The organism is Paraglaciecola psychrophila 170, from assembly GCF_000347635.1.
Classification (GTDB): Bacteria; Pseudomonadota; Gammaproteobacteria; order Enterobacterales; family Alteromonadaceae; genus Paraglaciecola; species Paraglaciecola psychrophila.
This window is the reverse complement of record NC_020514.1, coordinates 3,009,898-3,024,297: the sequence shown is the minus strand read 5'-3', so window position 1 is coordinate 3,024,297 and position 14,400 is coordinate 3,009,898. Positions and strand designations below refer to the sequence as shown.

Genomic DNA, 14,400 nt, shown 5'->3' with positions numbered 1-14,400 from the left:
CTGACTGCGCCTTGTTTGTTTTAAGAATTTATAAAAAATAACGATGTTTGTTATTTAAAATAAGTAACCATAGACCCCAGGGTAACGAATCGAGATGTCGAAGCGAGATTATTATGAAGTGTTGGGTGTGGACAAAAGTGCCGCCGAACGCGAGATAAAAAAGGCTTACAAGCGCCTAGCGATGAAATATCACCCAGATAGAACTCAGGGAGATAAAGCTATGGAAGAAAAATTTAAAGAAGTGCAAGAAGCGCACGAAATGTTGACTGACTCACAAAAACGAGCGGCCTATGATCAATATGGTCATGCTGGCCTCGATCCTAATCGCGGCGGCGGTGGTGGCGGTCAAGGTGGAGACTTTGGTGATATTTTTGGTGACGTATTCGGTGATATATTTGGTGGTGGACGTGGGGGCGGTGGTCGTCAATCTCGTGCTCGTCAAGGCTCCGATCTGCGCTATAACTTAGAATTATCTCTTGAAGAAGCGGTGAAAGGCAAAAGCGTCGAGATTCGTGTACCAACACTTGCTGGTTGTGAAGTTTGTGACGGATCTGGTGCGAAAAAAGGCTCAAGTCCAACGACTTGTCCTACTTGTCATGGACAAGGCCAAGTGCAAATGCGTCAAGGTTTTTTTGCTGTTCAGCAAACCTGTCCGACATGCTCTGGTAGAGGCAAAATAATATCTGACCCTTGTAAACCTTGTCATGGACAAGGTCGCGTAGAAAAAACTAAAACGTTATCAGTCAAAGTACCAGCCGGAGTTGATACAGGCGATAGAATTCGTTTGTCAGGTGAAGGTGAAGCGGGTGAAATGGGTGCTCCATCAGGTGACTTGTACGTTCAAGTGCATGTTCGTGACCACAAAATATTTACCCGCGAAGGCAATAATTTATATTGCGAGGTACCTTTAAGCTTCACTCGAGCGGCCCTAGGTGGTGAGATTGAAGTACCTACACTAGAAGGCAAAGTGAAATTAAAAGTCACTCCAGAAACACAAACAGGAAAAATGTTCCGGTTACGTAACAAAGGTGTTAAGTCGGTTCGCAGTGGCAGTGTAGGTGATCTAATTTGTAAAGTGGTCATCGAAACACCGGTTAACTTAAGTGCCAGTCAAAAAGAACTGTTAGATCAACTGGAAAATTCTATGGGTACGGGCAAAGATACTGCTAAAAACCGCCCAAAAGAAAGTGGTTTCTTTGATGGTGTTAAAAAGTTCTTTGATGATTTAACTAATTAACAAAGTCATTCAAGCTATATTAAAAAAGCCGCTAAATTTAGCGGCTTTTTGTTATCACATCCAAGATTTTTGACTTGATTCGACCTGATAAAGGCCTACGTCAATCATTTCATAGGCTAACGTTTGACTGATCAGCGGCACCTTAAATGAGCCGGATGCGAGTACAAATTTTACTGAAGCTAATTGACGTTTTTTCATCAATAAATTTTGCTTAAATTGGGTCTGTTGAAGTTTGTAGGTAGGGAAACAATAATAATCGATGCCGATTAACCCTTTTCTTATGTACACAAATTGTTCATCTCTGGCGACGCCCCAGCGTTTCCAACGTAAAAACACTAAAGCACATAAAGCAATAAACAATGCGCTTACCAGTGCTGAAATCATCAATTTGTCATCTATCAGTGTGTTGTATGTTGCGAGCAACCAAATGGGCGTTAATAAATAAACGATATTACGAAAAATAAAACGCTTACTAATGGGTTCAAACCCATCATTGAAGATTAAAGTATGCAGGGAATTGTTAGGATAGGCATCATCGATTAGCGCTTGGCATTCATCGGGTTTAATCGATGGCACAATAATTTTATTGCTGGTGGCGGATGAGCTTTGATTTTTACCAAAGGAATTACTTTGTTCAAAATTGAGGTTAATACGTTTAAGTATCACGTCTAACCAGTCCTGTTTTTGCACTATCATTTGCAAACGACTTAAACTCATACTGACTTCGTGTTTAGTGAATAACCCACTGCGCCTGATGTATTTATCATCTAGTTTACTCAGGGTGTAACCGTAGAAGCTTACAATCGCCCCGATGACTGAAAAGCTTACCAACACCAACATGACGAGCATTGTAAGTGACAATGCATACAAACCTACCTCAAGTAGCGAATGAGTTTGTAAGCTAAATAATCCGGTAAAATCAATTCCTAAGGTGGTTAACCATTCGCTAATCGACTCAAATATATTATCGTAAAAAGGTGCCATCCCGCCCAAAAAAATCCAAATTCTATTGCTAGTAATACCATGAATGATTAAATCAGATAACTGACGTTGGTTAAGTACTTTTTCTTGCTTTCCTTGATTAGTTACTGTGGTATTTAACCTATCCGTAGTATTGGCTGTTAAATTATCCTGATTGACATCTGTTGCATCGGTTTGGGCTTGGCCCTGAATACGGGTTTTCAGCTGTTCAGCAAAATGTAATTTTATCGCCACCAATTTTGCTTCGTTTTTAGCTGCACCAGCTGTATCTAATTGCAAACAGGCATGGCCGCTAAATCGATAGTAAATGGGTTGTTCTATTTTGACATTTTGTACTCTGGAAAACGGTAAGTTTAAATGTTTCTTACTGAATATCCCCGACCGTATCTCAATATTGTTATCTGTTAATCGGTAGCGATATAATTTAAAGCTGACAAATGCGAAAAGTAGTAATAGTGCAAATGCCGTTAAAATACTGGGAAACCAGATATAAGGATGTTCGAGCATACTTTTATAGCTTACCGCTAATGCGGGTATCAGATAGATAATATTACCGAACAAATGTTTGAATACACCAACAGCGAAATACAAAATAGCCACAGGCGATAAAACTTGCCAATCGTCTTGGGTTGGTAATTTATCAGTTAGACTTGTGCTACCGATAGCCGCTGAATTAGGTTGTTTATCCATGTTTGACGACATCTTTATGCTGCAATATAAATTGGCGTAGTTGCTGAGCGGTCTCTAGCGGTAAACCAGGTATTTGAAAGGTATGCATTTCACCTCCTGCACTGAATACTTGCAATGTTGCTAAACCGGCTTTTCGTTCGATAGGGCCACGTTTTAGCTCGATATGCTGAATACGAGTAATGGGTTGACTCACTACGCTTCTAAAAAAAAGGCCGCTTGAATAATGTAAATCTGATTCTCTAAGAGCATAGGATTTTAGTTGATCTTGAGCATGACTTAACCATGTGAACAAAAAGCCCAGCACAGCAGAAGCCCAAATAACGAAGGGCAGGGAGTTAAGTAATTCACTTGGTAAGTTTATAAAAGGCTGGAAATAAAAAGCCAAACCCAACACACAGATAATTAAGGTACAGCCTAAGTTGATTAAACGGTTTAACGGTGCATATTGCTCAGATAAAGATTGTTTTTCTAGGCTCACTATTGCTGGTAAGTGAGCAATAGTGATGCTTGGATTGGTGAAACTATTTTCTAACATGGCATTCCATAAAGAGTGAGAACAATGGGGATGTTGGTCGTTGTATACAGCCATACTATCTGAGTTTTCAGATAAGTGCTGGCCTCCTTATGCGAAGCTGAGGTTAGATATATAAAAAAGATCACTGCGCCTTTACTGCATCAAACGCATAATTCAGGCACAATCTGTATATAAACCTCTAATTAAAAATGATTAAATCACTATGAGTAATATCGCTATTTTCGGCGCCAATGGCCGTATGGGCCGAGTCTTGATCGAAGCAATCGAGCAAAGTGCGGGTGACAAATTGACCGCCGCTGCTGTAAGAGCCAGCTCTAACTTCGTGGGATTTGATGTGGGAGAGCTCGCTGGAATAGGCAAGAAAGACTTGTTGATTTGCGATGATTTATATTTACATATTGAACAAATAGAGGTGCTGATTGATTTCACCTTACCGGATGCACTCACTGAAAATTTGGCTTTTTGTGTTGCTCACAATAAACCGGTAATAATTGGTACGACAGGATTAAATGCTAAACAAAAATTGGCGTTAGATTCTGCGGCTAAACATATTCCTATTGTTTTTGCGGCTAACTATAGTGTGGGTGTTAATTTGATGCTTAATTTAGTCAGACAAGCGGCAGCTGTTATGGCGGGTACCGCTGATATTGAAATTTTAGAAGCTCATCACCGATTTAAGAAAGATGCACCTTCGGGTACCGCGATGGCAATTGGGCAGGCAATAGCCGATGAAATTGGACGGGATTTGTCTGAATGTGCAGTGTACGGTCGAGAAGGTGACACCGGTGAGCGAGATCATAAAACGATTGGTTTTGCTACTGTTAGGGCTGGTGATGTAGTGGGTGAGCACACAGCATTGTTTGCTGATATCGGTGAAAGGTTAGAGATTACTCATAAAGCTTCAAGTCGTTTAACATTTGCAAAAGGAGCCGTAAAAGCGGCAAGTTGGATTATCGACAAACCAGCAGGATTATACGATATGGAAGATGTGTTGGGTTTTAAATGATGCTATTCAATAACTTGTGAATAGCTACTTTTAACCCTTATGTATAAAAAGTATGGTTAAACGGTTATTTATGCATTTTATTAATTGTGAATAGACCTGAAACACCCTTGTATGTATAATATTCCGGATTTGCCAAAATTTAGTGATGTTGTTCGTAGTTCATCATTTCATGATTTGCAAGTTGACTAAATACCTATGTAAATCAAATGTTTATATAGGTATTCATGGGCTCTTTTAATTGTTTGGAAAGTAAGAGCTCAAGGTTAAAACCGTTTAATATCTAACCTGGAGGTTGATTTGGCTAATTCTGCCCTTTTAGTACTTGAAGATGGTTCTGTCTTTAAAGGTACTGCTATTGGAGCTTCTGGTGTGTCAGTGGGTGAGGTAGTGTTTAATACCTCTATGACAGGTTATCAGGAAATTCTAACAGATCCGTCTTACGCAGAACAAATTGTCACCCTCACTTACCCACATATCGGTAACACGGGTATAAACTCCGAAGATTGTGAATCACATAAAGTTTGGGCAAAAGGCCTAATTATTCGCGACTTACCACTTCTTGTTAGTAATTTTCGTAGTGAAATGAGCTTATCTGAATATCTTGAAGAAAATAACATTCTTGGTATTGCAGACATTGATACCCGTAGATTGACACGAATTTTGCGCGACAAAGGTGCACAAAGTGGCTGTATTATTGCCAGTAATACCCTTGATGACATTCCATTGGATGAATCATTAGCCTTAGCTAAAGCAAAGGCTTTTGGTGGTCTCAAAGGTATGGATTTAGCCAAAGAAGTGACTTGTACTGAACCTTACCAATGGACAGATGGAAGTTGGGTGTTAGGTGAAGGTTACCAAGCCGCTTTAGATAACCCCGCATTTCATGTGGTTGCCTACGATTTTGGTGTGAAACGTAATATTTTACGTATGTTAGCGGACCGTGGCTGTAAGCTCACAGTGGTGCCGGCCAAAACAACTGCAGAAGCAGTACTCGCGTTAAAACCAGATGGGGTGTTTTTGTCAAATGGCCCGGGAGATCCTGAGCCTTGTGATTACGCTGTTTCCGCAATTAAACAATTGTTAGAAACTAATATTCCGATTTTTGGTATTTGTTTAGGTCATCAGTTATTAGCCTTAGCTAGTGGTGCTAAAACAGTCAAAATGAAATTTGGTCATCATGGTGCTAACCATCCTGTTAAGGATATTAAAGGTGAACGGGTGATGATTACCAGCCAAAACCATGGTTTTGCGGTAGATGAAAGTAATTTACCGGATACCTTAGAGGTGACTCATGTGTCGTTATTCGATAAATCTTTACAAGGTATTCATCGCACAGACAAGCCAGCTTTTAGTTTTCAAGGTCATCCAGAAGCTAGTCCAGGGCCACATGATGCAGCGCCATTATTCGATCATTTCATAGCGTTGATGCAGCAGAACCAATAAAGCACGTACCATTTAAGTACGCACCTTTTAAAGTACAAGAATTAGTAGAGTAATTAGTGACATGCCAAAACGTACCGACATAAAAAGCATCTTGATTTTAGGCGCTGGCCCTATCGTAATAGGGCAAGCTTGTGAATTTGACTATTCAGGTGCACAAGCTTGTAAAGCACTGCGCGAAGAAGGTTTTCGTGTGATCTTGGTTAATTCAAACCCAGCCACTATCATGACCGATCCGGAAATGGCTGATGCTACCTACATTGAGCCAATTCACTGGGAAGTGGTGAAAAAGATCATCGAGAAAGAACGTCCTGATGCCATTTTGCCCACTATGGGTGGACAAACTGCCTTAAACTGCGCCCTTGATTTGAATAAACACGGTGTACTGGCAGAGTTTGGTGTTGAAATGATCGGTGCCACGGCAGATGCAATTGATAAAGCAGAAGACCGAGAGCGATTTGATAAAGCTATGAAGTCTATTGGCTTAGAATGCCCATACGCTGAAATTGCGCATACCTTAGAAGAAGCTTTTGATGTCAGTACACGTATAGGTTTTCCTTGTATTATTCGCCCATCCTTCACGATGGGCGGTTCAGGTGGCGGTATTGCGTACAATAAACAAGAGTTTGAAGAAATATGTCGTCGCGGATTAGACTTATCACCTACTAGCGAGTTGCTAATTGATGAATCATTGATTGGCTGGAAAGAATATGAAATGGAAGTGGTCAGAGACAGCGCTGACAACGTCATTATTGTTTGTACCATAGAAAATATTGATCCAATGGGTGTGCATACAGGTGATTCCATCACTGTTGCCCCAGCACAAACCTTAACCGACAAAGAGTTTCAAATCATGCGTAACGCTGCCATTGCAGTTTTACGGGAAATCGGCGTGGAAACGGGCGGTTCAAATGTTCAGTTCGGGGTGGATCCAAAAACAGGTCGTTTAGTGGTTATTGAGATGAACCCTCGAGTATCTCGTTCTTCTGCGTTGGCATCAAAAGCAACGGGTTTCCCTATTGCGAAAGTCGCTGCTAAATTAGCCATAGGTTATACACTCGATGAATTGGCGAATGATATTACTGGCGGACTAACTCCAGCTTCGTTCGAACCTACTATCGATTACGTAGTGACAAAAATACCACGATTTAATTTTGAAAAATTTGCTGGTGCTAATGACCGTTTAACCACACAAATGAAATCTGTAGGTGAAGTAATGGCCATCGGTCGTAACTTACAAGAGTCGTTACAAAAAGCGTTACGGGGATTAGAGGTAGGTGTGAATGGTCTGGACTCTATTATTGATATTACTACGCCAGAGGCAAAAACCACCATTGTTCGTGAATTACGCGAGCCAGGTGCTGAACGTATTTGGTATATTGCCGATGCAATGCGCATGGGAATGTCAGTCGATGAAATATTCGAGTTAACTAATATCGATAGATGGTACTTGGTGCAGATTGAAGAATTGATCATCCTTGAGCAACAGGTCCAGGCGTCTGGATTGTCTTCGATAGATGAAGATTTGATGAAAATACTCAAACGCAAGGGGTTTGCCGATTCTAGAATTGCTGACTTAACCGGTGTAGATGAAACGGACGTGCGTGAAATGCGTCGCGGTTTTGATATTCATCCTGTGTACAAACGCGTAGATACTTGTGCGGCTGAATTTTCCTCCGACACCGCTTATATGTATTCTACATACGATGAAGAGTGTGAAGCTAACCCAACTGACAATGATAAAATTATGGTGTTAGGTGGTGGTCCAAACCGCATAGGGCAGGGCATTGAGTTTGATTATTGCTGTGTTCATGCGGCACTGGCATTGCGTGAAGATGGTTATGAAACCATTATGGTCAATTGCAACCCAGAAACAGTGTCTACCGATTACGATACTTCCGACCGTTTGTATTTCGAATCAGTCACTTTAGAAGATGTATTAGAGATAGTGCGTATCGAAAAACCTAAAGGGGTGATTGTGCAATACGGTGGCCAAACACCTCTTAAGCTAGCCCGTGAGTTAGAAGCCGCTGGCGTGCCTATCATTGGTACTTCACCTGATGCAATTGATAAAGCAGAAGACCGTGAACGTTTTCAAAAAATGGTGAATAAACTTAACCTTAAGCAGCCAGCTAATGCGACGGTTAGAAATTTGGAACAAGCTTTAGTCGCTGCAGACAAAATTGGGTTCCCATTAGTGGTTCGTCCTTCCTACGTTTTAGGTGGCCGCGCTATGGAAATTGTTTACGACATTAACGACCTTAAACGCTACTTAAACGATGCAGTAAAAGTATCTAATGACTCTCCAGTATTGTTAGACCGCTTTTTAGACGATGCTATTGAAGTGGACGTAGATGCTATTTGTGATGGCACCGATGTAGTTATCGGTGGCATTATGGAGCATATCGAACAGGCAGGCGTTCACTCTGGTGATTCGGCTTGTTCATTGCCTCCTTATTCTTTAAGTCCTGAAGTGCAAGATGTAATGCGACAGCAAGTGAAAGCTATGGCACTGGAGTTGGGTGTTATAGGTTTGATGAATACGCAATTTGCTGTGAAAGATGGTCAAGTGTATTTGATTGAAGTCAATCCTCGTGCTGCGCGAACGGTACCTTTTGTCTCAAAAGCCACCGGTATGCCGCTAGCCAAAATTGGTGCAAGAGCTATGGTAGGCCAGTCACTAGTGTCACAAGGTATTACTAAAGAAATTATTCCCCCGTTTTATTCGGTTAAAGAAGTGGTACTGCCTTTTGCTAAGTTCCAAGGTGTCGATCCATTACTTGGCCCTGAAATGCGTTCAACTGGTGAAGTCATGGGTGTGGGTGAAAGTTTTGAAGAAGCGTATGCTAAGGCTAATTTAGGCGCTAGTCAGCCTATTCCTGTTGGTGGTAAAGCGTTGTTATCTGTTCGTCTCAACGATAAAAATCGGGTAATCGAACTTGGTCAAGCTATGGTGTCTAAAGGTTTTACTTTAGAAGCGACCAAAGGTACAGCAACGGTATTAAATAATGCTGGTGTTGAATGTTCAATCGTGAATAAACTTAGCGAGGGACGTCCAAATATTGTGGATGCCATTAAAAATGGTGAATATTGTTACATTGTGAATACCACTGAAGGACGTCAGGCGATTAATGACTCTGTGTATATTCGCAAAGAAGCATTATTAAATAAAGTGGCTTACACCACTACTATGAACGCAGCGTTTGCTACCGTTAATGCTAATAAAGCAGACGACAGAGCGCGAGTAACATCAGTTCAAGAATTACACGCACGTATTTACTAATCTCGACCTCTAAGGGATAAATTGCATTGTAATTTATCCCTTAGTTGAAAAGTTGAATTTAGTACCCATTAATTTTAGTCAAATAACAAAAATAAGAGAGTTGTTGATATGACCCTATATCCAATGACAGCGAAAGGAGCAGACTTGCTCCGTGAAGAGTTGAAATATTTAAAATCAGTAAAGAGACCTCAAATTGTTAAATCTATTGCTGAAGCAAGAGAGCATGGCGATTTAAAAGAAAATGCTGAATATCACGCAGCCCGTGAGCAGCAGAGTTTTTGTGAAGGACGATTGCAAGATATTGAAGGTAAGTTGTCTAATATACAGATTATAGATGTCACTAAAATGACTAATAATGGCAAGGTTATATTTGGTACCACAGTCACCATCATCAATTTGAAAACTGATGAAGAAATCACTTACCAAATTGTGGGGCAGGATGAAGCTGATATTAAGAATAACTTGATTTCAGTTGGTTCTCCTATCGCTCGCGGTTTGATTGGTAAATCATTAGACGACATTGTCAATATTCAAACACCTAAGGGTACGGTTGAGTTTGAGATAATTGCAGTGGAATATATTTAGATAAGCATTTTCGTTTCATTATTGTATCAATTTATACATTATAAGGCGTTTGATGCTCTGGATAATTTGCAGAATATATTTTAGTTGTTACGTTGTTTAGTACCCAAACATTCTCAACCCCTGTCAAATTATTTCATGAGCATGCAGTGTTTTGTTTATTAATTATGCATCTTTATTGAACATATTATGAAACACCAAAAATAGTAGGAATGATGAAAATATTTCCTACTATTTTGGTATTATATGATTCTTCAAAACATCATCCGTATGAAAGATTGTCTGTCTGGATGATTTGCTGAATTTGGTAAGTTTTCGTAATAGTAAACTTTGCTATGTCTATCATCAGTTGACTATTCAAACCCGAATGCGCCAAGTTATAAACTATTATCGAAAAGATAACGTTTTGGCATAAGATTCCTACTAGTTTGTATTGGAATATTCAATAATTAATAAGTGATTAACATGACAAGAACAAAAATATGAGAAAATTAAATATACTTTTAGGTATTTTGCTTTCGGGTATCGGTACTACAGTGTTTGCTCAAGGGCAATTTGATTTATTGCAAATTCCCGCACGAACAAGTGGTATCGCTAATACAAGCATCATCACCAATATCACTAAGCAGCAAGACAAAATTCTTGCTGTGGGTGAACGGGGGCATATTTTAATGTGGTCAGATATGGATAACTGGCAACAGCAGAGCGTGCCAGTTAGTTTGACTTTGACTGATAGCACTACTTTAAAAGATGGGACTAGATTTGCGGTTGGGCATGACTCAATTATTTTGAAAAGTGCTCCACAAAGTAATAGCTGGACAAAAGTTTTCGATGGTAATGAATTAACCAAGTTAAAAATTATCTACATCGGTAAAAAAATTGTTGCTTTTCAACAGCGACTTGAAGAGCTAACCGATGAAGATGAAATTGCAGAACTTGAATTTAACATAGAAGATCTTGAATTTAATCTTGAGGATGCTCAGATTGAACTAAAAGATGGGCCTAATAAACCATTATTATCTATCACAGCTAGTGACAACAATCATCTTTTTGCAGTAGGTGCATACGGCACAATGCTTACCAGTGACGATTTAGGTAGCAGTTGGCGGTTGATCGACGGTCAAATTAAAAATCCCAATCAATACCACTTAAATTCAATTATTACCGCTGATAACGGCTCTGTATATATTGTAGGTGAGAATGGAATTGGATTCTCGTCAGACAATAACGGTCGAACTTGGCAAACAATGGATATGCCATATGATGGCAGTTTGTTTGGTATCGCTAGTAAAAAAGACTCTCTAGTGGCTTTTGGTCTACAGGGTAATTTTATGGTGTCAAACGATAATGGTGCATCATGGGAGGCCTCAAATATAGGTAGCAGTGCCAGTTTATTAGGCGGTGTGATTGCTGATGATATGACCGTTAGCTTAGTAGGTCATGCAGGTATCATTGTTAGATTTAATGTCAATGACATTTCAAATATGAGTCTAAACCGACACCCGTCGAGTGCTGTTTTTTCATCGGTGCTTATCCGTGATAATAGCTTAGTGTTAGCAGGCCAATTTGGCATGACTACTTGGTTAGTTAAATAAGGGTATTTATGGAAAAGTCACCATCAAAATTTACAGAAACTATTGAAAATATATTATTCACTAAACGTATAACTATTCTGAGCATAATAAGCATTTTATTTGTTCTATTATCTATTCAGGCGGTGCAGGTTAAGCCAGAAGCCAGCTTCACTAAGATGATCCCTGGTCAACATGAGTTCATCAATAATTTCCTTACTTACCGAAAAGAACTAGCGGGACTGGGCAATGTGGTGCGTGTTGTGGTTGAGAACACCGAAGGCGACATTTTCGAACCAAAATTCCAGGAAATATTGAAACAAGTTACTGACGAAGTGTTTTTTATTCCTGGGGTTAATCGAAATGAACTCAAATCATTATGGACACCTAATGTTAGGTGGGCAGAAGTAACAGAAGAAGGGTTCGTTGGTGGAGCCGTTATCCCTGATGGTTACGACGGTTCTGTAGAATCTCTTAAAAAGCTTCAAACCAATACCCTAAAATCAGGCCAAGTAGGCGTATTAGTGGGTAATAACTTTCAATCCGCAATGATTTTGGCCCCACTTCAAGATATTAATCCAGAGACTGGACAGCCCTTAGATTATCGGGATTTATCCAGTAAGTTAGAATCAGAGATAAGAGACAAATATCAAACAGATACTGTGCAAATCAGAATTGTGGGTTTTGCAAAAGTAGTCGGCGATTTGATTGATGGCGCTTTACAAGTGGTTATCTTTTTTGGGTTAGCCGTTGCCATCACTTTTGTTTTGTTATTTTTGTACTCTAGATGTTTAAAAAGCACATTTGCTGTTTTATTCTTTTCTATTTTTGCGGTTATTTGTCAGTTAGGTATTCTTAACTTATTAGGCTATGGAATTAATCCTTACTCTATGTTGGTGCCCTTTTTAGTGTTTGCGATTGGTGTCAGCCATGGAGTTCAAATCATTAATTCGATTATTTACCATTCGGTGACTGGCCATAACAAGGCCGATGCTGCAAAACTAGCGTTTCGCTCACTAGTTGTGGCTGGTATGACAGCCCTAGTAAGTGATGCTATAGGTTTCACTACTTTGATGGTAATCGACATTGGTGTCATCCAGGAATTAGCAATAGCTGCCAGTATTGGAGTGGCGGTGATCATTGTAACTAACTTAATAGCTCTGCCAATTGTCATGAGTTATGTTGGGGTAACTCAGTCTGCGGTCAATAATGCGCGAAGATCATTAGAGCATATTTCCATTGTAGAAAAGTTTTTTGCTAACTTTGCTAAACCCTTTATGGCAAAAATTGCATTGGCAGTCGGTGCAGTATTGTTTGTAGTTGGATTGTATTTTTCTCAGTTTATGAAAATTGGTGATCTTGATGCTGGTGCCCCTGAATTACGACCTGACTCGGTTTATAACTTAGACAATGCTTACATAGTTGCAAACTACAGTACCAGTACCGATGTATTCGTGGTGATGGCTAAAACGGCACAAGAACAATGCATCAAATATGATAATTTAGTATGGATTGACCAATTTCAATGGAGCATCAAAAATACTCCTGGTGTACAAGACGTTAAATCCATTGCTGATGTATCAAAATTTGGTATATTCGGCATGAATGAAGGTTCTATAAAATGGTTTGGTCTGAACCGTAATCAATTCGTTACCAATGCATCTTTAGCCAAAGTTCCACCAGGGTTAATTAATCAAGACTGTAGTATGGCACCGGTACTGATATTTCTGAATGATCATAAAGCCGATACATTACAAAATGTAGTTGATGCTGTTGATACCTTTATACTAGAAAATCCACCACAAGGCATCGAATTCTTAATGGCCGCAGGTAATGCTGGTATTGAATCTGCTACTAATATGGTGATTGAAGATGCCCAAACAGAAATGTTGATATGGGTTTATTCAGTGGTGATTGCCCTGTGCTTGATTACTTTCAGATCGGTGCGCACTGTCATCAGTATTGTTGTGCCATTAGTATTAACCTCAATCCTAAGCCAAGCACTGATGGCGGTCTTAGGTATTGGAGTAAAAGTAGCAACATTACCTGTTATTGCCTTGGGAGTAGGTATAGGTGTGGATTACGGTATTTACATATTCAGTAAGGTCAAAGAAGCCTTAGCTATGAATAAGTCCCTGTACGACACCTATTTGTATGCACTTAATCAAACGGGCAAGGCTGTTGCGTTTACCGGTATCACCTTAGCGATAAGTGTCGCAACTTGGGTGTTCTCACCGATTAAGTTTCAAGCCGACATGGGCTTATTACTAACCTTTATGTTTTTACTTAACATGTTGGGTGCATTGACGTTGATACCTGCTTTAGCTTGGGCATTAAGAATTGGTAATAAACCTTCAATTAAGTAAGTGATTAATTAAGCATAAGGTTACCTTAGGGGGATTTTATGCTTTGTAATAAATATACTTTCGAAGCGTTGTTTTTGAATCATATTCGACATAACGACTCAGAAGTAGAACTAATAAAAAGAGGACCGGTAGGCAACTACGGGTCCTCTTTTTTTATGTGACTCTGGATGTTTATCCCTGTGGGAGTGAGTTATTAGGGCCCTTGGGTGTTAGGGAGTCGCGATATTAAACCAGAAGGTAAAGTCTTCCATCATTTTCTTTAATGGCATGCTCCATAAAATCTTTAGGAGCGATAATTTGTACTACGCCAGAATCCACTTGCTCTTGGCTTACCACACCTTTTACACCACCAAAATGATCTGCATGGGTATGGCTGTAAACAACAGCCTTAACCGGAAACTCACCAAGCTCTTGGGTTAAATACCGCTTCTGATGTGGCAGGGGGCAGCAGAAGATCAAACATTATCCAACCTGTATCACTTTTGATGAAAGAATTATTGATAAGTCATATCCACGAACCTTATAAATATGCTCTGTAACCTTATGTAAGCCGTAAGACATGTTAAGACAAGCCTAAGGTTATAAGCTTGGGTTAATCGTGCTGTGGTAGTCTTGGTTCGTCAAAAAATCATAATTACCCAAATCCCACACTACATTTATCATCTAATATTTTTAATTGTTCTGGACGTTTTATTAAGCCTTTTTCTGC

General features: G+C 39.7%; 10 protein-coding genes. 7 read left to right on the top strand and 3 right to left on the bottom strand.

All coding sequences use genetic code 11. The features are described from left to right. The first annotated feature begins 94 nt into the window (after window positions 1–94). Window positions 95–1,237 carry a molecular chaperone DnaJ gene (dnaJ, locus tag C427_RS13170; protein ID WP_007641651.1) on the top strand — a complete coding sequence of 381 codons (1,143 nt, stop codon included), beginning with the start codon at window positions 95–97 and terminating at the stop codon, window positions 1,235–1,237. A gap of 54 nt (window positions 1,238–1,291) precedes the next feature. Here dnaJ and C427_RS13165 read toward each other — a convergent pair whose 3' ends face one another. Continuing rightward, entirely contained in the window at window positions 1,292–2,908 is a 1,617-nt protein-coding gene (locus C427_RS13165; RefSeq protein ID WP_007641652.1) for a PH domain-containing protein, read from the bottom strand. Continuing rightward, entirely contained in the window at window positions 2,901–3,497 is a 597-nt protein-coding gene (locus C427_RS13160; protein ID WP_226991249.1) for a PH domain-containing protein, read from the bottom strand. The genes C427_RS13165 and C427_RS13160 overlap by 8 nt, the downstream gene beginning before the upstream one ends. A 148-nt stretch (window positions 3,498–3,645) precedes the next feature. On the opposite strand from C427_RS13160, the gene dapB reads away from it, so the two are divergent. The 6 genes from dapB to C427_RS13130 all read left to right on the top strand — a co-directional run bounded on the left by dapB (window position 3,646) and on the right by C427_RS13130 (window position 13,691). After that, window positions 3,646–4,449, top strand: coding sequence for a 4-hydroxy-tetrahydrodipicolinate reductase (dapB, locus tag C427_RS13155; protein ID WP_007641654.1), 804 nt, complete (start codon window positions 3,646–3,648; stop codon window positions 4,447–4,449). 297 nt (window positions 4,450–4,746) lie between these two features. Next, window positions 4,747–5,892, top strand: coding sequence for a glutamine-hydrolyzing carbamoyl-phosphate synthase small subunit (gene carA, locus C427_RS13150; protein WP_007641655.1), 1,146 nt, complete (start codon window positions 4,747–4,749; stop codon window positions 5,890–5,892). A 61-nt stretch (window positions 5,893–5,953) separates the two neighbouring features. Next, window positions 5,954–9,172 carry a carbamoyl-phosphate synthase large subunit gene (gene carB / locus C427_RS13145; RefSeq protein ID WP_007641656.1) on the top strand — a complete coding sequence of 1,073 codons (3,219 nt, stop codon included), beginning with the start codon at window positions 5,954–5,956 and terminating at the stop codon, window positions 9,170–9,172. Between the two features lie 108 nt (window positions 9,173–9,280). Beyond that, complete coding sequence (greA, locus tag C427_RS13140) at window positions 9,281–9,757, top strand: transcription elongation factor GreA (protein WP_007641657.1); 477 nt, start codon at window positions 9,281–9,283, stop codon at window positions 9,755–9,757. 479 nt (window positions 9,758–10,236) lie between these two features. After that, window positions 10,237–11,349 (top strand): WD40/YVTN/BNR-like repeat-containing protein, encoded by a 1,113-nt coding sequence (locus C427_RS13135; RefSeq protein WP_007641658.1) that lies wholly within the window; start codon window positions 10,237–10,239, stop codon window positions 11,347–11,349. Window positions 11,350–11,357: 8 nt separating this feature from the next. Next, window positions 11,358–13,691 (top strand): efflux RND transporter permease subunit, encoded by a 2,334-nt coding sequence (locus C427_RS13130; RefSeq protein ID WP_007641659.1) that lies wholly within the window; start codon window positions 11,358–11,360, stop codon window positions 13,689–13,691. 225 nt (window positions 13,692–13,916) lie between these two features. Here the strand turns inward: C427_RS13130 and C427_RS26770 are convergent, their stop codons facing one another. After that, window positions 13,917–14,150: an MBL fold metallo-hydrolase gene (locus tag C427_RS26770; RefSeq protein ID WP_007641661.1), complete on the bottom strand. Its 234-nt coding sequence runs from the start codon at window positions 14,148–14,150 to the stop codon at window positions 13,917–13,919. Window positions 14,151–14,400: the final 250 nt, after the last annotated feature.